This is a genomic window from Streptomyces aurantiogriseus (assembly GCF_014649375.1).
Lineage (GTDB): Bacteria > Actinomycetota > Actinomycetes > Streptomycetales > Streptomycetaceae > Streptomyces > Streptomyces aurantiogriseus.
In genome coordinates this window covers 244,728-268,756 of record NZ_BMSX01000015.1, presented here as the reverse complement: position 1 = coordinate 268,756, position 24,029 = coordinate 244,728, and the positions used below count along the sequence as shown (strand labels likewise).

Here is a 24,029-nt window from a genome sequence, read left to right as displayed (position 1 = left end):
GAGCGTGTCTCCTACGGTGATGGCCGAGCGGCGTTCCGCGGGGCCGGCGGCGTTGCCGGGACGCCAGGTCGGCCGGGCGCGGGGTCGAGCTGGGCGGCGGCGTCGTCGAGGTCCTGCTGGATCCCGTGGAGGCGGCGGGCGATCAGCTCCAGGCGGTGCGAGGAGTCGGGGCCGACGGCTCCCGGCAGCCGCGCGAGGCGGTGGGCGGCGTGCTCGACGAGCCCGCGAACTGTGGCCAGCGGCCCGGACCGCTCGTCGGCGAGCTGGGCCAGGACTGTCGCGAGCTGAGCCGACGCGCACGGGGCAGGGGCGGCGGCGCTGACGCGGCGCTGTGGAGTGGTGCGCACGGGGATGAGGCGGAGATCCGTCTCGATGCGCCTGGCCTCGGCAGCGACCCGGCGTGCAAGGTTGGGGTGCCGGGGCTGCCAGGTCCCGTCGCGGCGTATGAGGTTGGCGATCAGATCGATGCGGCCGGGCTGGGCCTGGACGGCGATCCACCGGCAGCCGTTGTCGTCCCCCGGCTGGTCGATGCCGGCCGCGCGGGCAAGCCGCCGGACGATCTCGGCCCATTCGGGTCCGGTCAGGGCGCGGTCGCCGAGGTGAAGCCGGACGTCGAGGTGGAAGATCGCGTGTCTGTCGCCCAGGGTGCTTGCGGTGAAGGGGTGTTCGACGAGCGGGTCGTCGAGATGCTCGGCCCACTGAGCCGACGTCCACACCGCCTGTTCGTCGTCCAGCGTGTAGAAGTCCAGCGGGGGCGAGTAGGCGACGATCGTGTGGTCGGTCAGCCCCTCCTGGTCGGAGACGGCGCGGCCGAGGGCACTCTCCAGGGCCTCGCGAGCCTCGGCGCAGCGCGGGCGAAGGTACGGGATCACCTTGGGACGCCTCCGCCGGTTCGTGCGTGCTGGTCCAGGTCGCCGACGGCGGCGATGAGAGAGCGCTCGCGGACTAGATCGGCGTGCACCGATACATCGCCCGGCGGCAGAAGGTCCAGGGCGCGGTCGATCGCCTCGAGTCCGTCGTTGTACCGGCCGAGCTGACGCAGCGCGTCGGCCTCCCTGAAGAGCACGAGCGGATCCGTACGGTCGGCGAACGGCGGGCGGGCGGCGAGGTCGAGAATGCGCGCGGCGCGCTGGGGCAGGCGCTGGCCGAGCCACAGGCCGTGCAGCAGCACATGCAGGGTCTTGACGTGCTCCCCGGCCTGGTCGAGGACCTCGTCCATGAGGGCCAGGCCCTCGGCGCGGGACTGGCCCAGCAGCGCGAAGGCGTACAGGGCGCGGCTGTAGCAGTCCAGCTCCGCGCGTGCTGTCGGGGGGAGTTGCTCGATGAGCGCCTGCAAGGTGGGGCAGCGGAAGTCGTAGCGCAGGGCGCTCAGGCAGAGGTGCCGGTATGTGCGGGCGGCGACCGGGTCCGAGTCGGCAGCGGTGACCTGGTCGGGACGCAGCAGACCGAGAACGCTGTGTCCGGAGGCCCGGGCCGCCCAGGCGGCATCCGCGCAGACCTCCGCCGACTCCCGCCAGTCTGCGTCGAGTTCACGTAGATCGGCTGCCAGGCGGGCGGGCCAGCGCGGGTCTGCCGGCGTCAGGGCGGCCCGGGTCCGGGCACGGACGAGGGCCAGGGCGCGGCCGGGGCGGCGGGTGGGGAGACTCACCGGCCGCCCCGGGCGTCGTTGACGTGCACGAGCTGGCCGAGGGCCGTGGTGGTGTACCAGCCGCAGTCGACCACGTGGTCACTGGCTGGGTACTTCGGCAGGAGGTAGTCGCCCATCGCGCGTACGTAGATCATGCAGTCCGGGCACGGGCGGGAGAGGTGGGCAAGGTAGCGAGGGTGGGCCGTGATGTAGGTCTGCCGGCCGCCGTCCGGGTCACGCAGCCGCCAGCCATCCTCGTCGGTAGGGGTGTGCCAGGACGGGGTGACGACGCGCATCGAGTCGCCCCACAGATCGCCCCCGACAACGCCCTTGAGGACGACGACCTGCTCACCAGGCCGGAAATGCCGGTGGGTGATGTCCCGTTCAGGCGTGAGTGGGTCGGGCGTCGGCGCGACGACGGTCGGTGTGGTCGGGGGCCGGGAGGGCTCGGTCATGCAGGTCCTTCCACGCAGAGCGGGCGGCAGTGGGAGGATCAATGGTCCGCAGGATCGCCGGTTTGGCTAACCGGCGATCGTCGGCTATGTTCCGGCCGCTTGTCAGTGGAACGGGTTCTCCGTCCCGCGGTCGGACTCGCTGGCGGCGTCGAGGAGTTCGACCAGGTCAGAGCCCTCTGCGTCCCGTTGGTCGATCCACCATCCGGCCCGGGTGATTGCGCGGGCCTTCTCTTCCAGCTCGGCCCAGTCCGCCTCGTCCCAGGTGCCTTCGGCGACGAGGGCGGTGTGCGCGGCGGTCACCAGCTGGTGGCGGGAGCGCTCACCCCAGTCCAGCGCCTTCTCGGGTCCTTCCAGCGGCGGCATGTCGAACTTCTCGGCCCACTCGGCTGCGGCGTGCTGCTCCTCGGCGCGCTTGGCCGCGAGCCACTGCTCCTTGGACACGGTGTCGGCGTCGCGGGCGGCCTTCCAGCAGTCGGTGCAGTCCCGGCCAGCCAGCCAGCGGGCGAAGCCCGCCCGCTTGTCGGCGGGGCGGTCGGACAGATTGTGGACGATCTCATGGCCACACAGGTGTTCGATAGTCCACTTCGTGCGGACTGCCATAGATGAATCTCCTCAAGTAGACGGACGCGGGGTGAGGTTGGGGTTGTGCTTCAGCGCTGGCGCGCGGGTGTCGAGCCACGGGCAGGGGGCGTGGGAGGTGTCGTGTCCAGGGCCGGGCGCGGGCGGATCCGTGGCCTGGGGGTGCGGTGCGGCGGCAGGACGGCGACGGTCGCGCCGAGGTCTTCGGCCGCCTCGTGCACTTCGCGGGTGAGGAAGTCGATCTGTCGGCCGAGCGCGGCGAGCCGGGCGGCGATCTGCTGGCCGCGCACAGTTTCCAGGGCCTGGGCGAACTGGCCGGCCGTGTCGAGGAGTTCCTGGAGGCGGACCAGTGGTCCCGCGTCGTAGCCGTGCTGGGCGGCGGTGAACAGGGCTTCGGAGACGTCACCGGCGCCCTGGGCCTCGGTGACGTCCCGGATCAGCTCCTGCAGCGACACCTCGGGCGCGGGCTCCGGGCGGTTGAACCGGGAGACGTCCGGCCGCAGCACGCCGGGCGGGACCGCGGACGGCAGTGCCTGCCCGGCGACGTATTCGTTGGCATAGTGCCCGATCACCTGCCAGCCCGGTGCATCCGGATCGCCGGACAGAGCGATCACGGTCGAGGCGTCGTCCTCGATCAGGTGGGCGAGCGTGATCGGCCGGCCGTCGGCGGCGTACCACGACTCGATCAGATCCAGCTCGCCGCGGCGCTGCGCCGCCCGAGCCGTGTCGGTCCACATCTGCTGTTCCTCGGCGGTCAGCGGGATCTCGGGCTGGTGGCGCTGGTCGGCGAGATCGGTGGCGAGATAGCTGTGGTCCGCCCAGAAGGCGAGGTGCGGCCACACTGCCGTTTGCTGCTCACGCTCGGCGGTAGAGCCAGAGACGGCGGGCCGGCCGAGGACCCTTGCGATCTCCGTGTGGGAGACGGCGAGGTCCTCGAGCAGGGTTCGCCATCCGGCGGTGTGCCGGGCAAGAGGGAGCTCGTCGAGGGCGCGGCGGGCAGCGGCGAGCAGTTCGTCGGCGTGCGGGACCAAGTAGGTGGCGTACGCCTGGAGGGCTGCCTGGTTGCGGTGGGCGCGGGCTGCGACTGCGGCGTGATGGTGGACGGTCCGTCCGTGGCGGTCCCGGGTGGTGTCGAGCGCAGCCTCGACCTCACGGCCGATGTCAATCATGCGCAGCCGGAAGTCACGTGCTTTCCAGGCGAGTTCGCTCGCGGCAGGAGTCGGCGTGTTGGGGATCGGTTGCTCCTGGCGGTTGAGGTCAGTGGTGCGTCCGGCGTCCTGCCGGTGGTGCCTGCGCGGTCATCGCCGGTCGGTGTTTCGGGGCGGACGGGGCGGATTGGCCGGGGCGCGAGACACGGAGGTCGGGGTCGAGGCGCACCGGGTAGCGGGCGGCGGCCAGCATCTCGGCAGCCCAGCTCGCGTGCTCGTTCTCCCAGGCGCGGCCAAGGTCGAACGGGAGGCGGATCCAGTGGCCGCGCAGCGACGGTTCGAACAGGAATCCCGCCCGGCGTAGGACCTCTGCGGCGAAGACGTCGTACGGTCCTTCGACTTCGACCTCACCACCCTCACCGCGGGTGATGCGGATCGGCTTACTGGTCGTGTTCACCGGCCCCGCCCCCGCTGCGCGTCCGCAGCACCGACAGTGCGCGGCGCTGCCGTCGATGGGGCGGTGGCCAGGGCGCTGATGCGGGAGGGACGTACGGCGGCGGCCTGCGCGATGCGGGAGCGCCGTTCAGCCTGGTCGTTGCTGGTCGGCGGCTGGGGCGGAGCCGGTGCGTGGGCGGGGTCGAGCGTGTTGTCGGCTTGCACTCGGTAGCCGAGGCTGCGGATGTCGTGGACGGCTTGGCGGGTGCGGCGCAGCCCGTCGCGTTCCGGCTCGGTGAGCCGGTACAGGCCCGGCGAGAAGGGGACGGGCTCGAATTGCTCGCGGACGAGGAACCATTCGGCCAGGTGGGGGGTAAAGCTCGGGTCGGCGGTGGCGACGAAGCCGTGTTCGGGATGGGTGCGGAAGCGGAAGTGGTCGGACAGAGAGGGATCCTTTCTGCTGGTCAGCGGCGAGGGGTCGGTGGGTGGGAGGGGCGGGGTACGGCGGACTGGGCGGAGGGAATGAGCTCGTCGGCGTGCGGCCGGGCGGGGCCGCCGGGCTGGGCGGAACGGGCAATGCGTACGAAGGCACCGCGCTGGGCGAGCCAGGTCTCGATGGCCGGTACCGCCTCAAGTCCGAGCCGGGTGCGCACCTCGGCCGGCGGCAGCAGGCGGGCGGAAGGCTGGGCGGTGGCGGGGTTCTGGCTGTGCCGCCAGGCATCGAGTGCCGCCTGGCTGGAGGCGAGAGCCTCGCTCAGCTGGGCCACGATGTCTGCGTCGGCGGTACGGTCCGCGACCGCGGCACCGCACTGTTGCAGCAGGCCCGGCGCGTGGGTGAGGACGGCCCGGAAGGTGCGCCAGGCGCGCTCGGCGAAGGTCCTGCTTGCCTCCATCACACCGCGACCGTCGAGGAGGGTGCCGTCGCTGGATCGGCCGGATACCCAGATTGCCGTCAAGTCGTCGTAGTCGGCGCGCAGTTCGTCCAGTGCGGTGACCACGGCGTTCAGACGCCGCGCGTGCAGGGCCCGGTGGTAGGCGGGCAGGAACGCATCCGTGATGGTCTCGGCCGCCCGGTCCGGTTGGGAAGGGATCACGATGCTGGACGGCGCGTAGGGCTTGTCGTAGCTGTCGCCGAACTCCCAGTGGGAGGCGAGCGCCCCGACCAGATAGCCGCGCCGGGGATCCTCGCCCCGTTCCGCGAGCAGCAGTTCGGCGCCGGTGTCGCTGGTGAGCTTCGCCGCGTACGGCACACGCTGGTTCTCCACCGTCCGGACGAGTTCACCGCGATCCCACAGCCAGGGCAACAGATCCCCCTGCCAGACGGGATGGGCGTAGATCTCGACCTGCGCGGTCCACGTCCCAGGCAACTGCGCGGCGATCCGGTCGGCGATGTCGCCGAGGAACGGACGAGGGCTGACGTTCACGGTGGCGTGGTGGCGGTGGGCGAGTGGCAGCAGCTTCGCGGCGGCAGCGCGGACGTCGGGGCCGGGCGTGCTGTAGCTTCCGTCGTCCCGTTTGGTGAATCCAGCCTGTTCCAGGGCGGTGTGGGCCCACCGGTACTGCTCGCCGTGGGCGATGGCGACCAGACCGGCGGCGCGGCTGTAGGCGAGCTGGATCTCGGCAGGAGGGTTCGGGGCCATCTCGGGGGTTCCTTCGACAGGCTCAGTGGCGGTTCGGCTGCCGTGGCTGCGGGCCAGCAGCCGGCAGGGTTCGTAGGCCGGTCGTTCGCGGCGTGGACGGCCCGGCCGGTGTGGATATCGCACGCAGGGCGGCGGCGGTCTGGCGCAGGCGGGCGCGGGTCGCGACGTATTTCTCAGCCGTCATGATCCGCAGGACCTCGGGATCGTTGTGCAGAGGCGAGTGGACGAGGTCTGGCAGGCCCTCACGCTGGAACCCGGTCGTGGCGTAGGTCAGGGCCTCGGCGAGTGTGCCCAGAGCTTGCGCGATACCGGCGGTGGCTCTGGTGAGCCGGACCAGGGTGGCGCGTTCGGGCGGGTGGACCGTCTGTGGTGCGGTGAACCGTTCCTGCGCGCGTTCGGTGGCGTGCTGCAGATGGTGGACCAGCATGCCGATGTCGTCGGTGAGCGTGACCAGGTCGACGGCGTCGGGGCTGGCCGGGAACTGGTCTGCAAGCTCGTCCAGGCACCGGGCCAGGTAATCGAGCGTGGCCTGGGTGACGGAGGATGACATCAGACCACCCCGGTTGCATCGCTCGTCTCCCGGGCGGAGAGGGCAGATCGCAGGCTGCGTCCGTAGTTCCACGCATGCCGCCGAGCCCCCGGCTCCAGGGCGGCATAGGCGTCCTGGCGGGTCATCTGGCCTGGGTGTTTGCGGTACCGGTAGACCGGGACGGGCAGCAGGATGCCCGCCGCGAGGCAGGTGACGCCGACCGCGGCCATGTAGTCCTCGCCCTGGATGAGCCCGCCCATCGGGGCGGCACGCACGAGATCGGTGCGCGCGAGAATCGTGGTCGGCCCGATCGGGATGGTGTCCTCGGGCTTCTTCCAGTACGTCCACACGTCGCCGGCTTCGTGCCGACCGGGCGGAGTCGGGCACCGCCACAACGTGGTCGTGCCGTCCGGGTGGAGGTCTTCGCTGTATCCCGCGCACCAGCCGAGGCCGGTCGTCTCCAGAGCGCGCAACCGGACGGCCATGGCGTCGTCGGTGAACTCGTCATCATCGTCGGCCCAGTTGACGTACTCGGTGCGCACGTCGTTGAGGGCGAGGTTGCGGGCGCAGGCGGCGCCGACCGGCCAGGGCAGCGCGAGGACATGCACGCGCGGATCGTCGGCGAGGGGCGCCGGCAGGCGGGTGGGGTCGGCGCCGTCGAGTGCGATCACCGCCTCCCACGGCACGCTCTGCCGGGTGAGGCTTTCGTGCAGGGCGGTCAGGTAGCCGAGCCGGTCGGGCCGGAGCCGGGTGGCGATGACGACTGTGATCTTGGTGGTGGGGGAGTTCAGGCGATTCTCCGCGGCAGAGGGGCGAGAAGGGGTCAACGGCGAGACGCAGTCCGAGGCGTGGCGGCCGACACGGGGGCGGGCGAGGCGGACGGTGTGCTGGGAGCGGTGGCCCGGGGCGGCAAGGTCGCTGGCACCGGGTGGCCGATTCGCCAGCGGTAGGTGCCGTTGCTGAACCGGGCGCGCGGGTCGGTGTCCCAGGCCACGACAGGACCGCGGTGCTCCGCGTGGAGCGAGATGACCTCGATGCCGTGCGGGCGCAAGACGTATCCCCAGTCCAGGCCCCCGTTGGACTTCTCGGTGACGGTCCACGGTTCCGGCTCGGCTGCGCCGACGGTGATGATGTGGACGTTGTCGAGCTGCTTGCTGGGGTGTTCGTCGCCGCCGACGAGTTCGGCGCGTAGTGGCTCGGGGGCGCCGTCGAGGAGGTCGGTGCCCAGCTGGGACCAGCCCTCGGGCGCCTCGTCGATCAGATGCCGGCATAGGGCGTCGAGGTCACCGCCGAAGCGGTACTGGTAGGCGCCGAGCAGCAGGGGCAGATGGTGGCTGGGGTAGCCGTCCCAGTGAACGTAGACGCCGGCATACCCGGTGTCGGTGGGGCGTGCGATGAAGGAACGGGTGGCCAGGGAGTCCTTCAAGGACGTTCGGACGGTGGGTGGTTGACGCCGCTGCTCAGGGACGGCGGCGTACGGGGATGGACACTGCGGTGTCGGCGGCCCGGCGATGCTGCTCGCCGACGGTCGGCATCGGGAAAGACGCCGGGCTGGGTTGAGTGTCAGGGAGCGCGCTGGTGACGGCTTCAAGAGCACGCTGAAGGCTGCGCAGCGCGGCGGCGTGGCCGAGCGTGATGCTCAACTCGCTCTCGACCCGGGCGGCGGTACCGGGCCGGGGAGCGTGCCGATGGATGTCGGCGAGGCCGACCACGGCCGTGCTCAGATGGGTTGCGGCCCGGTTGCTGTGCGCGAGCGCGGTGGCCAGCTGGGCCAGATATGCGCGTCCCGCGGCGGTCGTCGCGAGGGAACTGTCTGCGGACTGGCGCAGATCCGCGACGAGGCCGGAGGCAAGGTTGTACACGGCGACGAGCTGGTCGAGCACGGGCACGAATGCTGCCTGTGCGCTGCCGGTCTGCGGCGGGACCACGTCGGCGGCGGTGTTCTTGATGCGGCGCTGCCAGGTGGTCAGGCGGGCGTGGACGAAGGCGTCGTGGCTCTGGCTCATCGGCGGTGCGCCTTGCGTGGGTTGACCCGTGGAAGGGGCGGGTGGTGGGAGCGCGGGCCGTCAGTGGAGTGCACGGTGATGTGGAAGTCGCGGTGCCGCAGGCGCTGCAGGCTCCTGATCAGCTGGCGCTTGGTCTGCTCGGGGGTGAGGGTGTCCGGCAGGTGGCACTCGCCGGTGGCGGGGTCGAGCAGGAAGCCGCCGTGCGTGAGCAGCTCGATGAAAGCGCCGATGTAGCCGGTGCGGATCCGCGGACGCCGCTGGGCGTCGAAGGTGACGTGGACCTGGAAGTGGCCGGGGCTGCTGCGCCGGATCGCGGTGGGGGATGACTCGAAGCGGTAGTCCTCCAGCAGCCGGCGCTGCAGCAGGGCCGCGGCCCGGACGGGGTCTGCGGGCACGGCGATGCCGCGCGGGGCTCTGAGGCCGTGGACGTGCTGGTGGCTGGTGTTGGCGGGCAGCATCGGCAGCACCAGGTACTCGCCTGGGCGGTGGGGACGGGGCATGACGTACAGCTGCAGGCCCCAGTGGTGGGTGAGCACGCTGCGCTGGACGTCGCCCGTTTGGAACGCGGCGTACGGCAGGGGGCCGCTGTCCCAGATCCGGTTGCTGGCCGGGTCGTCAGCGATGGCGACCGCGGTCCGGGAGGGCTGCCAGCCGGGCAGGCGGTCGGCGAGCGCGTGGGCGAACTCCGTTATGTGCAAGGGCGGTTCCTCGTGTGGCCGGTCGTTGGGATGGTGACGATCACGAGGAGTCGGTCATGCCGTGGGCGTCGGTACGGCGGCAGGTGTAGCCGATCAACGTCGCCTTGCCCGGCGCGGTGGGAACGGTGGCGACGTCCGAGCAAGTGAACGTGTACGTGAAGGACGGGGAGTTGGTGGTGCCAAGCCAGGCGCGGTCCTTCTTCTGTGGCACGATCTGAAGCCCGGAGTAAGCAACCGCGTCGCGCTGGGTGTGCGTGTGCGCGAAGACGACGAGAGCGCTGCCGTCGGCGGTCTTGAGGGCGTAACTGTTGGTGAACTCCGGGGTGGCGGCGGAAAACACGGTGGTGCCGCGGCTGCCGAATTTGTGGACCGTGCTGTCGTGCGCCTTGATCTGCCTGGCGGACGCCTTGGACGAGGTGAAGACCTTCCGCCCAGTGGTGTCGCCGCCGGTGGAGAAGTTGTCGCCGACGGCCCCGCGCAGGACGTCGACCGGGGCGGCGACGTTCTTCGTGGAGGTGGCGTCGAGGGCGGTGGCATAGCCGTCAGCGTCGAGAGCGATCTTCGGGACCTGCTCCTTGTCGTCGAGGTCGACGGCGGCGACCATCTCCCACTGCTTCGCCCCGGCCTGCTCGGTCATGATCAGGACGCGGGCGTACTTGTCGTTCTTGCCGCTGTGGGTGACGGCGGCGAACCATCGCTGCTGGCCGGCGGTGAAGCGGGGGATGTAGACGCTCATGGACGCGAGGTCGTACGACCAGGGCTTGTACTTTTCGCGGTCGGCCTTGGGCAGGCCCGCGTCCTGCTTGTAGTCCGCGACCGACATGGCATACAGCGGGCCGTCCTCGATTGTGTCGAGGAGTGTGTGGTTGTTGTCGGCGTTGGCCCGGTTGTTGATCTTGGAATAGTGGGCGATCTGGGCGAGGGCCTCCTTCTTCGTCAGCGCCGGTACGGCGGCCGGCGTGGGAGAGGAGGTGCGCGTGGCCTTGGCCTTGGCGTGGTCGTCGGCGCTGCCGATGGTGGCGGAGGAGGAACATGCGGTCGCGGTCAGCGTGACCGTCACGGCCGCGACGAGCCAGAGGGCGGTGCGGCGGGCGGAGGTGTGCAGGGGAATGAGTTGCTCCGGAAAGGAAGGGGTGGTCAGCGGTTGCGGGAGGCGGCGGCGGAAGCTGCAGGCCGAGGCGGTGTGGTCGCGACCGGTGTCGTCTGGGTGTCGGCGGCGGCACGAAGCTGCTTCGCGGCGCGGGCCAGATGCGTACGGACCTCGACCATGCGGTCCACCAGCCCCTGGTGCGCGGTGGCGGTCGCCCGGGCGCGGGCGGGGCTTGGGGCCTGGTGGGTGAGGTCGGCCAGGTGGCCGAGGTGGTGGACGGCGGCGCCGAGGGCGGCGAGCGCGGCACCGGCGGGCTCGGCGGCGGAGGCGAGCGCGAGGGCGGTGCGCCGGCCGGTGGCCGTGCGCCGGCCAGGGTAGCGGTCAGCGGCCCGGTGACGGAACGCGTGCTCACCGGCCAGGTAGCCCAGCAGGCGGGCCAGGTGTCGGACCTCGTCGTCCAGGATCTCGCTCAGCGCGGGATCCGGGTGGATCTGGTCGGGGAGCGGCAGGTGGTCGGCGACGGTGTTAAGCCGGTCGGCCACGGTGTGCAGCAGCATCCGCTGGTCAATGTCGGACAGCGACAACTCCGGGATGCGGGAGTGGAGGGGCTACCGTCGCGCTGTGGACGGCGGGTTCGCGGGCGTCGGCGGTAGGCCGGGCCCGGTCGTAAGCGGGCGGGCCGGCCGGGCGGGGATGTCCGGGGCGGCGTGGCGGAAGTTGACGCCGATGCCCTGGGCGGTGAGCAGCCGGATGGCGGTCTGGATCAGCAGGGCACGCTCAGCGTCGCGGTAGGAGGCAGGCAGCATGAATGCGTACTGGTCCGGGCTGTAGGAGAAGTGGCAGCTGTACAGCACCATGTGGGCTTCCTTGGGCACCGAATCGTACGGTGCGCCCACGACGCCGTCGGGATACCAGACCAGCGTGACGCTCTGGGCGACCTCCGGTGCGGGAGGGCGGTGCGGAGGCTCGGGCCGGGCACGGGCGTCGCGGCGTACGGCATCCAGGGCGCGCAGATAGCGCGGCAGCAGCCGACGCGCGATGGACGATGCGGCACGGACCGGATCGTCGGTGACACTGATGCCCATCGGGTCGTCCACCACGCTGATGTTGTGCCGCTTGACGCCCTGGGGCTTCAGCGCCGCCACCAGGAACTGGCGCGGGTTGCGCGGCCGGGCGGTGACGGAGAGCCGCGCGTTGCCGGGGCCGTGGAGCACCGCACCGTGTTCGAGGTCGTAGTCCAGCAGCGCCGAGTGGGCGGGGCCGCAGTCCCAGAGCCGGTCGGCGGCCGGGTACTGGTCCTCGAAGGTGGGATATGTCTGGTCTTCGCTGCGCCATGTGCCGGGCAGGCGTTCGGCGAGTGCGGCGGCGAAGGCGGACAGGTCGGTGCGCTGGGGCATTCTCTCCTGATACGTGGTCAGCGGGCACGGCCGCAGGACGGCCCGGTGGGCGGGGCTGCCGGTGCCGGAAGGCCGGGCGGGCGATGGGCGGGGTAGTGGCCGGCCACGGTTTCCTGCGGGCTGTGGTGCCGGGGCGGACCGAGGGCCTGCATACGGTCGACGGCGACGTGCAGGTCTTCGCCGAGGGCCCGCACCGTGGCGGCGGCGTCCTGGAAATCGTAGGACAGGTCGAACCCGTCGTCGGTTTCGGACGCTCTGGCTTGCTCGGCTGCCGCCTCGAAGAACTCGGCGAGGCGTTCGAGGAGTCCGTCAGTCGGTTCAAGGACGTGGTCGACGAGCTGGGCGGCTTCCTCGTACGACCCGGCAGCGTTGAGCCGGTCGGTCAGGTCAAGGACGTGGCGGCCGTATACGTAGTGGCCCGCTGGATCGGTGGGCGTGCTGGGCTGGGTCATCGGCGGCGTTTCGGGGTCGTGGCGGGTGGTGGGGGTGGCGTCGGCGGGACAGGCTGGTCGGGGCGGACGTTCATGCCGAAGCCGTGATCGGCGAGACGGCGCGCGACGGACTGGATCCGCGAGAGGCCCTCATCGACTCCGTCAAGGACGGCGGGCAGGAGGAGGGCGCTGTCGCGGGGGCAGTACTGGAAGCCGTAGCCGTACAAGAGATTGCGGACCTCGGCGGGCACGCTGTCGTACGGGGTGGCGAAGGTTCCGTCCCGGTGCCAGGTGAACATGACTGTTTCGGTGACCGCGTGCGGTGCGGTGCGGTGTACGGGGCTGTGCAGATGGCGGGCGTTGTCCCGTACGGCAGCCAGCGCGTGCTGGTACCGCGGCAGGAGACGGCGTACGACAGCGACGGTGGCTCGGACCGGATCGTTGGGGACGGCGATGCCGTTCGGCTCACGCACCGGGGAGATCTGGTGGAGTGTGAAGCCCTTGGGCTCCAGGGCGGCCACCACGAACTGATGACGGTACAGGGGCCGGTCGGTGACGTAGAGCTCCTGCCCATGTGGGCCGTGGAGGACGACGTCATGGCCGAGGACGTGCTGGCTGACGATGTAGTCGACGTGGCCGGCGTCCCAGAGCCGTTCGACGCTGGGGAACTGGTCCTCGTAGGCGGTGTGACGGTGATACTCGCTCGTCCAGGTGCCGGGCAGGCGGTCGGCGAGTGCGGCGGCGAAGGCGGACAGGAAGGTAGCGCGGGGCGTGGGCATGGGTTACTGAGGTACTGCGGCGGGGCGGGATGCCCGGGCGTGCGGTTGGTACTGGTCACGATCGGCGGAGGTCGGTCTGATCGGCGTGGTCTTCCGCCCAGCCGAAGACCACGCGCTCCAGGTCGCCGAGGTAGACGACGTCGGCATGGGCACGGAAGGCGTCGATGCGCTGGTCCACGTAGTCCTGGACCTCGGCGTCTGCCAGGTCGACGCGCGCCCGGTTCCGTCTCGACAGTCGGCTCCACTCCAGCAGGTCGGAGTCGGTGGCGCGGTCCATCCACACCCAGATGCCCGTGCCCAGCTTCACGATGTCCTGGGGGTGGAAGAGGGTGCCGGACCGTCTGCGGCGCGGGTTGCGGTGTTCGCCGAACCCCGTGACGAGGCTCTGGGCGAGTTTGTCCAGGGCGGCGGCCTTGACGTGCGGGTCGAGGTCCTCGCGTGCGAGCTGTTCGCGCACCGCATCGGTGAGGTGGCGTTTGTGGAAACGGCCGTCGGCGTCCGTGAGAGCAACAGCACTCTGCTCGACGATGTGCCGCAGACGGACGTCGGCGGTGGTCGTCACGGCAGGTCACGCTCCTGCCAGACCCGGTCCATCTCGGACAGCGCCGTCATGGCGTGCCCGATGGTCTCGCGGGTGATGGGCGTACCGCTGGCGTACGCGGGGTCGTAACGGCTGAACGTCCGGGTACCGCGGGCCTGGGCGAGCGGCGGGACCAACTCGTCCAGCAGGCGGGTGGCCACCCGGCGTTGCCGCTTGTCCTCCTCGACGCGCTCGGTGCGCTCTGCCCACGCGCCGGCCAGCGTCAGGTCGCCCTCGACGACCCGTTCTGCCAGTGCGGGGTCCTCCTCCCGCAGGCGGGCGAGCTGGACCTCGGCGGAGTTGGCCTTGGCCTTGTTCTCCTGGGCGACCGCGTACGCCTCGTTGAGTCCCATGGCACCGCTGATGACCGGGTCCACGAGGTCGGGCGCGTGCTGCAGAACGGTGCTCGCGCGCCCCATCACAGCCACGGCGACTCCGAGCTGTTCCCCGAGGGAACGCGCGGTCTGTTCCTTGGAGGAACGGCCTTCTTGTTCCTTGAGGGAACGGGCCTTGACGGTGATCATCGCGGCCTGTCCCTTGGTCAGGCTGCGGCGTCGGAGGTTGACGGACAGGATGTAGGTGTCCGGGTCGTCGCCCTCGTAGGTGATGAAGACCGGGTCGGTGCCGACGCGTTCGCACGCGGAGAGTCGGCCACGTCCGTCGAGGATGCGGCCCTGACGGTCGATGACGATGGGCTGCAGAAGCCCGTTCTCCTGGATGTCGTGGGCGAGAGCGGTCAGGTCGTCCTCGTCGAGCAGGGGGAGGAGCGAGGCGGTCGGGTGGGGTTCGATGGGGGTCTCCTGGGGGCAAATGGAGGGGGTGATGCGGCTGGTGTGCCCGGCCGGGGTGGATGGGGTTTCAGTGCATGCGGGCGTCGGTGTCGAACAAAGCCAGCTCGTGCGGGTGGAGGAGGTGCTGGACGATGAAGGACCGGCCGGCCACCTTCCACAAGCCCCTTCCTCGGTTGAGGTGGGCGATGGCGTCGGCCTCGACCGAGGTCAGGCCCAGCAGCGAGGCTGCGGCGTGGAGTTGGTCGGTCTCCTGGCGGTAGATGATGCGGGTGGAGCAGTCCGCCAGCAGGCCCTCGGCCAGGGCGCGGCCCTGCGAGCCGGCGTCGCCCGCGGTGAGCAGGTCGGACAGCCGGTGGATGACCATGAGGTTCGCGATGCCCAGGCCGCGGGAGAGCTTCCACTGGGCCTGCATGCGCTGCAGCAGTCCGGGATGGCGCATCAGGCGCCATGCCTCGTCGTAGACGATCCAGCGCCGACCGCCGTTCGGGTCGGTGAGCGCTGACTCCATCCATGCGGAGGCACACGTCATGGCGAGGACGAGGGCGGTGTCGTCGCCGGACCCGCCGAGCCGCGACAGATCGATCGTGAGCATCGGCGAACCGGGATCGAACGTCACCGTGGAGGGGGCGTCGAACATGCCGGCCAGGTCACCGTGAACCAGGCGGCGCATGGCGTGGGCCAGGTCGCGGGCTGCCTCACCGAGCCGTCCGGACATCATCCCGGCCGACTCGTCGAGCCGCTCGGGGTTGTTGAGAGTGGCGGCGACGTCGCCGAGGAGCGGGGTGCGGCCTGTTTCGGCGGCTCGGGTGACTACGACGTCCAGGGCGACGTCAAGAGCCGTGTGCTCCATCGGCAGCAGGTCCCGGCCGAGAATGGTCCGGGCCAGCGATCCCAGCAGCAGGAGGCGGCGCTTGCGGATCTCTCCGACCCAGTCGGCCTCGGCGACGGAGGCGGGCCGCGGGGCCGCGTCCAGCGGGTTCAGCCTGCCGGGCAGTCCGGGGCCGAGGGCGACGGATGTGCCGCCCAGGGCGTTGGCGACCGGCGTCCACTCGCCCTTGGGGTCGCACGGGACGTAGACGCGGTAGCCGAAGGCGATCGACCGGAGGGCGAAACTCTTGGCCAGTGCGCTCTTGCCCTGGCCGATCACGCCGGCGAGAAGGATGTTGGGGTTGGTGAATCCTTCGACCTTGCCGTACAGGGCGAACGGGTCGAAGACGAAGGATGCTTCGGCGTGGACGTCGCGGCCGATGTAGACGCCCTCGGCGCCGAGCCCGCCTTCGGCGAGGAACGGGTACGCGCCGGCGGCGATGGCGGTGGTCATGCGATGGGCCGGCAGTTTCAGCCGGTTCCCGCGAGCCGAGGCAGGACCGGGGCGCCCGCTCGGCGGATAGAGGGCGGCGGGTGATGCGTGCTCGGCGGGGACCGGGCCTGAGGGGTGGTCGGTTGTTTCGGCGCGGGCTTTGGCGGCGGCTTCGACGAGCTGGCGGCGGGCTGCTCTGCGGCTGGCCCGGTCGGCGTCGTGCGGGGTGAACAGGGGGCTGGCGGAGGCGCGGCGGGCGCGACGAGCGGGCCGGTGACTCAACGGGGGCCCTCGATTCGACGGGTGGTGCTCATCGCACGCATGCGGTGGTGTGCGGGCGGTTGAGGTCGGTGGGGGTGGTCTTGCGGCGGACGATGTGTCCGGCGGCCAGGTGACGCTGGCAGATGGTGAGAACCGGCGGTCCCTCCGGGAGTCGTTCCGGGTGGCATTCGGTGCCGTCTGCCGAAGCGACGGGGAGGAGGTGGAAGGCGGAGTGGACCTCGGCGGTGGCCTGCCACAGCCGGGTGTGCGCGGTGGCAAGGTGCCGGCCTGCGGCGGGATGTGGCGGGCGGGCGGATTCGGCGAGCTGGTCGAGGAGTTGATGCAGGGCGGTCAGGTGGGCGTGCAGCACGTCGAGGTGCACGCGGTCCACCACCGGCGGAGCGGTAGGCGCTGAGCGGGCCAGGGCACGGGTGTGATGGCGAACTCCGGCGCTTGCGGCGCGGAGGTAGGGGTGCGCGTCGTCCAGACGCGTACGAGAGGTCAAAGGGGTGCGTTCCTTCCTGTCGCCGTGTGGGGACAGGGGCGTTCTGTGAGCGGATTCCTCACAGAGCGGTGCGGGCGAGGGGCAGCGCGGCGAGGGCGAAGGCGTCTGGCTGCTGGTAGTTGAGGCGGCGCAGGTCGACGCCGGCGGTGACGGCGGCGGTCTCGATCTGGGCGCAGGCCGCGTCGAGGAGCGCGTCGGTCTCGGCGGTGACGGTGACCAGGCCGGTCAGGGCGACGTCGGCGTGCCCGGCGATGAGCTGGCGCTCGCGCTGTTTGACGTCGGCGTATTCGACGGAGTCTTCCTCGCTGTCGACCTGGCCGCGGCGGGCGCGTTCGTTGGCGTCGGCGATGATCGCGGCCTTCTTGCGCTGGACGTCCCGCAGCGCGGACTCCAGCACCTGCGGCACGTAGACAAGGGAGAGGCTGCGGCGGACGCCGGCGGTGAACATGATCCCGTGCAGGAACCCGGCCCCCATCTCGGTCCGCGGCCAGTTCTCGACCCAGTACGTGGCGTGGCGGGCGGTGTCGGTGGCGAGCCGGTCGTACTCCTCGACCTGGACGACGGGCCCGGCAGCTGCGGGGTCCGCTTCGGCGCGACCGGTCTCGGACCACTGCTGGAGGGCGGCGAGCGCCTTGGGGTCGTAGGCGGTGCGGATGACGGCGGCGATCTCCTGGGCACTCAACCATCCGGTGACCATGAGTCCGGCGTTGCGGGCGGCCTGGGCGATGGAGGCGGTGGTCTGCTCCATGACGGTGAATGCGCCCGGAAGCCCGCCTCCTGCCTGCGAGATCAACCGCTTGGCGGCCTTGAGGTCGAGGGAGATGGCGAGGTAGGTCTCGTGCGGGGCGGCGGCGGGGCCGGCGGAGGAGACCAGTTCGGAGTAGATCTGCCCGGCGACGGGTGTCTGGGGCTGGCCGTGCTGGGACCAGTGCCGGGTGAGGGTGTCGCCGGAGTCGGGGACGGTGCGTTCCAGGACCTGCACGGTGGCGACGTGCCCGGTGCGGGCGATGCCCGCCAGGGCCCGTCCCCAGCCGTTCACGTGGTGGTTCTGCGTCGCGGGGTCGAGCAGGGCGAAGGCGCGGGAGGTGACGCGCGCGACGGCGGTGAGGGTCTGCTGGTGCGGGTCGTGGACGGCGGCGGCGCCGTTGGCGGAGTCGCCCGGGGTGACGACCTTGAGGGAGGCGGCGGTGCCGGGTAGGTGGAGGACGCCGTCCTGGCGGGGCCGGGTGACGGGCTTGGCGAGCCAGAGGGTCTGCCCGGTGCGGCGGCGGTGCGCGTAGCGGGTGACGATCGGCGCCCAGTCGATCAGGGAGCGGCCGTGACGGCGGATCGTGACGAGCGCGGCGACCGCCGCCCACAGCGGGGTCAGCGCTATGGCGCCGAGGAGACCTGTGGAGACGACCGTCACCAGCAGAAGAGCCAACGTGCTTGATACGAGGACGAGTTGCGGGAGGGAGAGACCGAGGAGAATGCCGCGGCGGGACCGGTGCGGGAATTTCACCGTGACCGGGGCGACGGAGAGAGCAGACAAGGGGCTGGTCCTGGAGGCGCGGGCGGGGCCCCGGGGGCGGGAGGCGGTGGGCGCGTCCTGCCCCCGGGGATTCGGTCAGATGGTCAGAGGCCGGTCGGGGGCGGCGGCGGGGATGCCGTGCCGCTGCTGCCAGCGGTCTGCGGGCCGGAGGACGGCGGAGCGCCCAGCGGCGGCGGGGTCGTGGTCGGCGGGGCTGACTGCCATCCGCCGGCTTGGCCAGCTGCGGCGCCTGCTCCCGGGCCGCCCGTACCCGGGGTGCCGCCCACCTGGCTGCTGGTGACGCTGGTCGGCGGTGGCTGTACAGCCTTCTCCAGGCCGGACTTGGCGGCGTCGCCGCCAGGTGAGGCACCGGTCCCGCCGCTCTGGAAACCCTCCTGGCCTCCGCTTCCACCTGCCGGGCTGGACGCGATGTCGCCAGGGAAGCCGCCGCCTGGAATCGTGTCCGAGCCCTGCGGGGCGGCGCCGGCTCCCGCGGCAGCGCCGCCGGTTCCTGCGGTAGCCGCCATCGCGGCTGCCTTCTTGCCCGCGCGCTCGGCATGCTGCTTGGCGAGCTGGGCACCGGCGCCGCCAGCGCGGTGAAGGGACTCTCCGTCGCTGCCCTCGGCCGCCCAGTGGACGAACTTGAAGGTCGCGTACGGGCAGAGCAGCACCAGGATCATGATCACGATGCCTGCGAGGACGTCGGCGAGCGCGGCCAGGCCGTCCTTCGCCTCGGTCTTGCCCATCGCGGCGATCCCGAGGACGAAGATGATCGTCATCAACAGCTTGGAGACGACGAGGGTGGCGGTGGCCTCGATCCAGCCCTTGCGCCAGCGGCGTGCGACTTCCCAGCCGCCGCCGGCTCCGGCGAAGACGGCCAGGGTCACCATGACGAGGATTCCGACCTTGCGCACCATCATCACGCACCAGTACAGGACGGCGCCGATGGCGGCTCCGAGGCCGGCGAAGACAGCCACGAGCCAGCCGAGTCCGGAGAGTCCGGGAAGCTGGTTGACCTTGACGATGCGGCGGACCGCGGAGGCGATGTCCAGGTTCGCGGCTTTGAACAGGCCGGCTGACAGGGCATCGACCACTTCGATCGCGACGGTGGTCAGGGCGATGGCAGCGAAGGCGAAGATCACGCCGGACGCCGTGCCGGTGAACGCCTGCGTCAGGGCTTGCCCGTCGCGTCGGATCGCGGCGCGGACGAGCTGAGCGCAGAACGTGGCCACGAGAATGACCAGGCCGATCGGGAGGATCGTCTCGTAATTGTCGCGGAACCAGGATGCGTTGAGGTCGACGCGCGTGGTGGAGTCGACCGCCTTGGCAGCGAGGTCGGCCGAGGCGGCGGCGAGTTCGCCGGCGCTCTTGGCCATCCAGTCGCCGATCGCCTTGCCGGGGTCGGAGGCGAAATCCACGGCTTCGCCGACCGCGCAGACCTTGTCCGCGAGGGGGAGGTCACAAAACCCCATGAGGACTCCTTCCGGTCAGGGCGCGACGTGCGGGGCGATGGCGACGAGTGAGCAGTCCTGGGAGGGTCGGCACTGGACGGCGAGGGTGATGGAGCGGTCCTCCGTCCCTTGGCCGCCCTTGGCCCAGGTGATCTGCTGTTTGCCAGTGACGGTCACGGCGTAGATGTACGCCTTGGTGATGGCGGCCGGGTCGTCGGCGAGGGCCTGCTTGAACGCGGCCGGGTAATGGCCCTCGGTGATGGTGGCGGTGGCGTGCTGCTTCTGGTCGGCCATCCGCGACCACAGCGCCGGGTCCGGCATCTGCGCGGAGACCGAGGCCCAGTCGCCGTACTCGCTCTCCGTGGTCATCCACGCCTCCATGCCGGCGAGCTGCTGCTCGTGGCGGGTGTCGCGGGTGTCGTAGGACCAGAGCATCGCCGCGGCAGCTTCGGCGAACGCGACGGGGTCGGAGATCCGTGGCGGCTGAGGAACCGAGCCCGTCCGAGCTGCCGGCTTTCGCGTACCGCCCGAAGGCGCAGTGCTGGGCGACGAGGACGCTGTGGGGCTGCTGGAGGAGGGGCGATGCTGGTCGCCGGGGCCGGTGAAGTAGGCGGTCGCGCCCGCGACGGCGAGCAGGCAGGCCAGACCGATCGCCACCAGGGTGAGGCGGCGGTTCGCAGACCAGCCGACGCCGTAGCCCGACGGGGAGAGGAATCGGTTGCGCATCAGCGGACCTGGGAGCCGAGGGCGGAGAAGAACGCGACGATGCCGTTGGCGGCGCCGAGGCCGAGCGCGGCGCCGGCCGCGACGACCGCGCCCTTCTTCCCGTTCGCCTCGGCCTGGTGGCCACCGGTGTGGTGGCCCCACGCCCAGACGCCGAGGGAGACGGCGAGTGCGCCGACGACGGCCACGATGCCGAAGAGGTTGATGCTGTTGACGACGTTCTTCAGCACGGACAGGCCCGGCAGGCCGCCCCCCTTGGGGGAGATGCCCGGGTCGTAGGCGAGCTGGATGAAGCGGTCGGCGAGAGGGGTCATGGGTATGGCGAGGCTCCTTGCGTGCGCAGGCCAAAGGGCCCGGCAAACGGGAAGAGAGAAGAAGGCGGAGGGGCGCTAAGGGCGCGAGAAGGGGGCGGCGTCAGACGACGCGGCGCGCCGCCAGGACGGCCCAGTCCTTGATCGCGGTGATCCGGACCGGTTTGGATGTGCGCGGGGCTTCGATGACGAGGCCCTGGCCGAGGTACATGCCGACGTGCTCGGGGTGTGCGGCACTGCCGCGACTGAAGAGCAGGTCACCGGGCTTGAGGGACTTCGCGGAGACGGCCTTGCCCTCGTTGACCTGTGTGTATGTGGTCCGGGTGAGCTGGATGCCGGCGTGCGCGTATGCCTGCTGCGTCAGCGAGCTGCAGTCGCAGCGGCCCATCGGATCAGGTCCGTGCGGCGCGGTGCAGCTGCCGCCCCACTGGTACATCGTGCCGAGCTGCTGCATCGCCCAGACGATTGCCTTCCGGGCCCGTGGATCGGTGTCCTTCGGGATCTTGTAGCCGTTCGGGATGGCACCCTCGGGGATCCGCCCGAAGGACGAGCCGTCGTCCGGCGTGCTGCAGCCGGACGCGGAGGGCGTGGCCTCGGTGTCCTTACCCGTGTCGTTCTTGCCGGCGCCGGGGAAGGTTGCGGCGATGGCCTTCTGCAGAGCGGTCGCGAGCGGCTCCCACTGCGCGTACGCGTCCGGATAGCCGGACTTCTGCACTGCTTGGGCGGCCTGCGTGAGCGTCATCTGCTGCCAGCCGCTCACGTCGAGCAGCGCCTTGTAGAAGCGCTCACTCGCGTAGACGGGGTCGCGGATCTGCTCGGCCGTGCCCCAGCCCTGGGACGGACGCTGCTGGAACAAACCGAGCGAGTCGCGGTCCCCGGATGAGAGGTTGCGCAGCCGGGACTCCTGCATCGCGGTGGCGAGCGCGATGATCTGGCCCTTCTTGGGCACGTCGAGGCTGATGCCGGTGGCGACGATGGTCTGGGCGTTGGGTATCTGCTCGTCGGGCAGAGTAAGACCCTCGATATGGACGTCCTTGCCGGAGGCACCGTCGAGGATCTTGGTGACCTGATCGGCGACGGCGTCGGTGTCCATGTCGGTCAGGCATTGAAGCGTGCTGGTCTGTGCGGCGGCTTCGCTGGAGGAGGCCATCATCATGGCCGCGCCGCCGAGGAGAAACGGGGAGAGGAAGACGACGCCGATACCGGCGGCGAGCGTCTTCAACCGGTGCGGCCCGCTCGCGGGGCGACGTTTTGGGGCAGGGGAGGGTAACGAGGCGTCATAGACGGGTCCTTCGGGATGCGGTGTCCGGCGTGCCGCGCACGCGGGGAGTGGTGGAAAGGAACGCGGCGGCCGGTGGTGGGCGATGGGGGCGGGCCGGCGCGGGCGAGTTGCCGCTCGCTGAATGGGCCGGGCCGTGAGCTAGGTGTGCCGGGGCAGGGGGAACCTTCGCGAGGCGTGGTGGGGGATGGGCCAGCGGCGGTGTGCGCCGGGCGGTTCCAAAACAGTAGGCCCGGATCGCCGGTCGACCAAAAAGTTGGCGCGAGGGGTCGGAATCCGACCCCTCGTCAGTGCGCTTTTTGGTCGACCGGCGTTATGCGCCTACAGTTTTAGGACTCCCCTCGCCTTCCTTGGTCTGCGGCCTTGGGCTTCTGCATGCCCGAATCCGGCCCGCCAGGATTTCTTTGCGCGACGGGACTTTCCTCCCGCACGTTCACACCCGAATCGGGGTACCTCTTTGCCTTTTTCCCTGCACCAGGGCGACGCCCTCAGCGTCCTCGCCGGCCTGCCGGACGACTGCGTCGACTCCGTGATCACCGACCCGCCGTACAACTCCGGCGGGCGGACGGCGAAGGAGCGCACGTCGCGCAGCGCGAAGCAGAAGTACACCTCTGCCGACGCCGACCACGGCCTCGCCGACTTCACCGGCGAGAACATGGACCAGCGCAGTTACGGGTTCTGGCTCACGCAGATCATGACCGAGGCCCACCGCCTGACGAAGACCGGGGGGACGGCGCTGCTGTTCACCGACTGGCGTCAGCTGCCCATCACGACGGACGCGATCCAGGCGGCCGGCTGGCTGTGGCGCGGCGTGCTGGCCTGGCACAAGCCGCAGGCCAGGCCCCAAAAGGGCCGGTTCACCCAGAACTGCGAGTTCATCGTCTGGGCGTCCAATGGGGCGATCGACGCCGCGCGCAATCCGGTCTACCTGCCCGGCCTTTACAGCGCTTCGCAGCCCTCAGGTGCGAAGCGCCAGCACATCACGCAGAAGCCCGTCGAGGTGATGCGCGAGCTGGTCAAGATCGCCCCGTCGGATGGCACGGTGCTCGACTTCTGTGCCGGCTCCGGCTCCACGGGTGTGGCCGCGCTGCTGGAAGGCCGCGACTTCATCGGCGTGGAAAAGACCCAGCATTACGCCTCCATCGCTGCTGACCGACTCTCGGAGACCGTCCGTCAGAACCTCACCCAGGACGACGTCGTCCTGACCGCCTGAACTTTCAACGCCGTTCCAGCGAACGGTATTTGGGGCGCGTCATGGATTGCGGTCCAGCGCCTGGAGTGGGGCCCTTCCTGTCGCTGTCTGCGTGGCGGCGAGGCCTCGTCACCTTTTCTTCCACGGCTTCAAGGAGGCCCGTCTTTTCCATGCCTGAATCCGTAGAACCCCACGAACCTGGGGAATTGGAGCCGATTCGGGTTCCGGATCCTCACCTCGAAGGGATCGAAGCCAGCGTCCGGAAGCTGATGGAGCAGTCCGCGCAGCAGGCCCAGCAGCTCGACCACCTCGCCGCGACACCGGCCGCCAGCCCGTCGCCCTTCGCAGCGTTCGGTCTGCCGGGGCTCGGCGGGCCTCCTTCGGCCGCTCCGCCCGAGCCGCGCCCGATTCTGGAGCTGGAGGGCGAGGGGTACGAGGACGAACTCGACTCGTTGTCGGACTGGGTCGATGACTTCCTCCTGCCGGTTTATGGGGCCGAGGTCACCACGGCGGCGCCCTGGTGCCTGGAGTGGCAGGAGCACGACGACGTCGTGGCCTGGCTGCACGCCCTGTGGCTCGCCTACGAGCAGCACAAGGACCCCGAAGCCGGTTTGAGCGGGCTGTTTGTCTGGCATCGGGACTTCCTCACGCACGCCCTCGCAGCCGTCCGGGCACCCGGAGGTCCGCTGTCGGCGTGCATGACCTCACCGGAACGGCCCGCGCACCGGCTCCTGCCCGGCCCGCCGCCCTCCGCCCGCACGGAGAAGGCGAACACGGCGGAAGCCGACACGCCCGGTTCCGGTGAACCAGGCCAGCCAGCGTCATGAGCGTGGGGCAGCCGGCCTTCGGTCTCAGTTTCGACCCCCGGGCCCTGACCGACCTCCTCCAGGCCCCAAGCGACATCCGCGACCTGGCACTCGCCCAGCTCCAGGACGTGGTGAACGCCGACCTGTTCGGCACCAAGCTGACCGGAGATCTGTCCGGCTACCGCAAGCTGGTCGTGGACGCACGCAAGGAATGGCGCGTCGTCTACGCCCTGCGCCCGGCGCCGCCGACATCCGCGCACCGCACCGAGATCCAGGTTGTGGCCGTACGGCCACGGGCCGGCAACGACGTCTACGACACCGTCGGTCAACGCCTGGGGATGGCCCGCCGGCCCCTGAGCGCCCGGACCCATGCCGCCCGCTCCCGCTCCCCGCAGCTCACGACCCGAGGGCCCGTACCGAAGCCGGGCCCGCTGCCCTCCGCGATGCCGGGCCTGCCCCAACCGGCCCACGGTTCCTCGCAGCGCCACGCCCGCTGACACCAGGAG

Annotated in this window: 29 protein-coding genes; 3 read left to right on the top strand and 26 right to left on the bottom strand. The window is 70.9% G+C overall.

Annotated elements, in window-relative coordinates:
- Positions 1-11: 11 nt before the first annotated feature.
- The 26 genes from IE263_RS29740 to IE263_RS29615 form a co-directional block, all read right to left on the bottom strand.
- A complete protein-coding gene (locus tag IE263_RS29740) occupies positions 12-872 on the bottom strand; it encodes a relaxase/mobilization nuclease (RefSeq protein ID WP_189940901.1) in 861 nt (286 codons plus the stop codon).
- Positions 869-1,648: a tetratricopeptide repeat protein gene (locus IE263_RS29735; protein WP_189940900.1), complete on the bottom strand. Its 780-nt coding sequence runs from the start codon at positions 1,646-1,648 to the stop codon at positions 869-871. The genes IE263_RS29740 and IE263_RS29735 overlap by 4 nt, the downstream gene beginning before the upstream one ends.
- Positions 1,645-2,082 (bottom strand): hypothetical protein, encoded by a 438-nt coding sequence (locus IE263_RS29730; RefSeq protein ID WP_189940899.1) that lies wholly within the window; start codon positions 2,080-2,082, stop codon positions 1,645-1,647. The genes IE263_RS29735 and IE263_RS29730 overlap by 4 nt, the downstream gene beginning before the upstream one ends.
- Before the next feature lie 102 nt (positions 2,083-2,184).
- Positions 2,185-2,682 carry a hypothetical protein gene (locus IE263_RS29725; protein ID WP_189940898.1) on the bottom strand — a complete coding sequence of 166 codons (498 nt, stop codon included), beginning with the start codon at positions 2,680-2,682 and terminating at the stop codon, positions 2,185-2,187.
- Between the two features lie 50 nt (positions 2,683-2,732).
- On the bottom strand, positions 2,733-3,830 hold the full coding sequence (locus IE263_RS29720; protein ID WP_229911230.1) for a hypothetical protein: 1,098 nt from the start codon (positions 3,828-3,830) through the stop codon (positions 2,733-2,735).
- A gap of 88 nt (positions 3,831-3,918) precedes the next feature.
- Positions 3,919-4,266 carry a hypothetical protein gene (locus tag IE263_RS29715; protein ID WP_189940897.1) on the bottom strand — a complete coding sequence of 116 codons (348 nt, stop codon included), beginning with the start codon at positions 4,264-4,266 and terminating at the stop codon, positions 3,919-3,921.
- Positions 4,267-4,708: 442 nt separating this feature from the next.
- Positions 4,709-5,884: a hypothetical protein gene (locus IE263_RS29710; RefSeq protein ID WP_189940896.1), complete on the bottom strand. Its 1,176-nt coding sequence runs from the start codon at positions 5,882-5,884 to the stop codon at positions 4,709-4,711.
- Between the two features lie 22 nt (positions 5,885-5,906).
- Complete coding sequence (locus IE263_RS29705; protein WP_189940895.1) at positions 5,907-6,434, bottom strand: hypothetical protein; 528 nt, start codon at positions 6,432-6,434, stop codon at positions 5,907-5,909.
- The gene (locus IE263_RS29700) at positions 6,434-7,183 is read right to left on the bottom strand and encodes a glycosyltransferase family 2 protein (RefSeq protein ID WP_189940939.1); all 750 of its coding nucleotides are present in this window, start codon (positions 7,181-7,183) and stop codon (positions 6,434-6,436) included. The genes IE263_RS29705 and IE263_RS29700 overlap by 1 nt, the downstream gene beginning before the upstream one ends.
- A gap of 53 nt (positions 7,184-7,236) precedes the next feature.
- Positions 7,237-7,839 (bottom strand): hypothetical protein, encoded by a 603-nt coding sequence (locus tag IE263_RS29695; protein WP_229911229.1) that lies wholly within the window; start codon positions 7,837-7,839, stop codon positions 7,237-7,239.
- Between the two features lie 34 nt (positions 7,840-7,873).
- Positions 7,874-8,419, bottom strand: a complete 546-nt coding sequence (locus tag IE263_RS29690) for a hypothetical protein (protein WP_189940894.1) — start codon at positions 8,417-8,419, stop codon at positions 7,874-7,876.
- Positions 8,416-9,117 (bottom strand): hypothetical protein, encoded by a 702-nt coding sequence (locus tag IE263_RS29685; RefSeq protein WP_189940893.1) that lies wholly within the window; start codon positions 9,115-9,117, stop codon positions 8,416-8,418. The genes IE263_RS29690 and IE263_RS29685 overlap by 4 nt, the downstream gene beginning before the upstream one ends.
- 40 nt (positions 9,118-9,157) lie before the next feature.
- Positions 9,158-10,177 (bottom strand): DUF8094 domain-containing protein, encoded by a 1,020-nt coding sequence (locus tag IE263_RS29680; protein ID WP_229911228.1) that lies wholly within the window; start codon positions 10,175-10,177, stop codon positions 9,158-9,160.
- Positions 10,178-10,254: 77 nt separating this feature from the next.
- Positions 10,255-10,764, bottom strand: coding sequence for a hypothetical protein (locus tag IE263_RS29675; RefSeq protein WP_189940892.1), 510 nt, complete (start codon positions 10,762-10,764; stop codon positions 10,255-10,257).
- A gap of 51 nt (positions 10,765-10,815) precedes the next feature.
- A complete protein-coding gene (locus tag IE263_RS29670) occupies positions 10,816-11,604 on the bottom strand; it encodes a hypothetical protein (protein WP_189940891.1) in 789 nt (262 codons plus the stop codon).
- Positions 11,605-11,621: 17 nt separating this feature from the next.
- The gene (locus IE263_RS29665) at positions 11,622-12,056 is read right to left on the bottom strand and encodes a hypothetical protein (protein ID WP_189940890.1); all 435 of its coding nucleotides are present in this window, start codon (positions 12,054-12,056) and stop codon (positions 11,622-11,624) included.
- Positions 12,053-12,814 (bottom strand): hypothetical protein, encoded by a 762-nt coding sequence (locus IE263_RS29660; RefSeq protein ID WP_189940889.1) that lies wholly within the window; start codon positions 12,812-12,814, stop codon positions 12,053-12,055. The genes IE263_RS29665 and IE263_RS29660 overlap by 4 nt, the downstream gene beginning before the upstream one ends.
- Before the next feature lie 55 nt (positions 12,815-12,869).
- Positions 12,870-13,376, bottom strand: a complete 507-nt coding sequence (locus IE263_RS29655) for a hypothetical protein (RefSeq protein ID WP_189940888.1) — start codon at positions 13,374-13,376, stop codon at positions 12,870-12,872.
- Complete coding sequence (locus tag IE263_RS29650; protein WP_229911227.1) at positions 13,373-13,918, bottom strand: hypothetical protein; 546 nt, start codon at positions 13,916-13,918, stop codon at positions 13,373-13,375. The genes IE263_RS29655 and IE263_RS29650 overlap by 4 nt, the downstream gene beginning before the upstream one ends.
- Before the next feature lie 334 nt (positions 13,919-14,252).
- Positions 14,253-15,767, bottom strand: coding sequence for a VirB4 family type IV secretion system protein (locus IE263_RS29645; protein WP_189940887.1), 1,515 nt, complete (start codon positions 15,765-15,767; stop codon positions 14,253-14,255).
- Between the two features lie 28 nt (positions 15,768-15,795).
- On the bottom strand, positions 15,796-16,251 hold the full coding sequence (locus IE263_RS29640; protein ID WP_189940886.1) for a DUF6238 family protein: 456 nt from the start codon (positions 16,249-16,251) through the stop codon (positions 15,796-15,798).
- 58 nt (positions 16,252-16,309) lie between these two features.
- Positions 16,310-17,782: an SCO6880 family protein gene (locus IE263_RS29635; RefSeq protein ID WP_189940885.1), complete on the bottom strand. Its 1,473-nt coding sequence runs from the start codon at positions 17,780-17,782 to the stop codon at positions 16,310-16,312.
- Positions 17,783-17,865: 83 nt separating this feature from the next.
- On the bottom strand, positions 17,866-19,233 hold the full coding sequence (locus tag IE263_RS29630) for an SCO6881 family protein (RefSeq protein WP_189940884.1): 1,368 nt from the start codon (positions 19,231-19,233) through the stop codon (positions 17,866-17,868).
- A gap of 15 nt (positions 19,234-19,248) precedes the next feature.
- On the bottom strand, positions 19,249-19,938 hold the full coding sequence (locus IE263_RS29625) for a hypothetical protein (protein ID WP_189940883.1): 690 nt from the start codon (positions 19,936-19,938) through the stop codon (positions 19,249-19,251).
- Positions 19,938-20,249 (bottom strand): DUF6112 family protein, encoded by a 312-nt coding sequence (locus IE263_RS29620; protein WP_189940882.1) that lies wholly within the window; start codon positions 20,247-20,249, stop codon positions 19,938-19,940. The genes IE263_RS29625 and IE263_RS29620 overlap by 1 nt, the downstream gene beginning before the upstream one ends.
- Positions 20,250-20,349: 100 nt before the next feature.
- A complete protein-coding gene (locus tag IE263_RS29615; RefSeq protein ID WP_189940881.1) occupies positions 20,350-21,468 on the bottom strand; it encodes a C40 family peptidase in 1,119 nt (372 codons plus the stop codon).
- A 514-nt stretch (positions 21,469-21,982) separates the two neighbouring features.
- Here IE263_RS29615 and IE263_RS29610 point away from each other — a divergent pair.
- The 3 genes from IE263_RS29610 (at position 21,983) to IE263_RS29600 (ending at position 24,020) form a co-directional block, all read left to right on the top strand.
- On the top strand, positions 21,983-22,738 hold the full coding sequence (locus IE263_RS29610; protein WP_189940880.1) for a DNA-methyltransferase: 756 nt from the start codon (positions 21,983-21,985) through the stop codon (positions 22,736-22,738).
- A 248-nt stretch (positions 22,739-22,986) separates the two neighbouring features.
- Positions 22,987-23,544 carry a DUF4913 domain-containing protein gene (locus tag IE263_RS29605; RefSeq protein WP_229911226.1) on the top strand — a complete coding sequence of 186 codons (558 nt, stop codon included), beginning with the start codon at positions 22,987-22,989 and terminating at the stop codon, positions 23,542-23,544.
- The gene (locus IE263_RS29600) at positions 23,541-24,020 is read left to right on the top strand and encodes a hypothetical protein (RefSeq protein ID WP_189940878.1); all 480 of its coding nucleotides are present in this window, start codon (positions 23,541-23,543) and stop codon (positions 24,018-24,020) included. The genes IE263_RS29605 and IE263_RS29600 overlap by 4 nt, the downstream gene beginning before the upstream one ends.
- Positions 24,021-24,029: the final 9 nt, after the last annotated feature.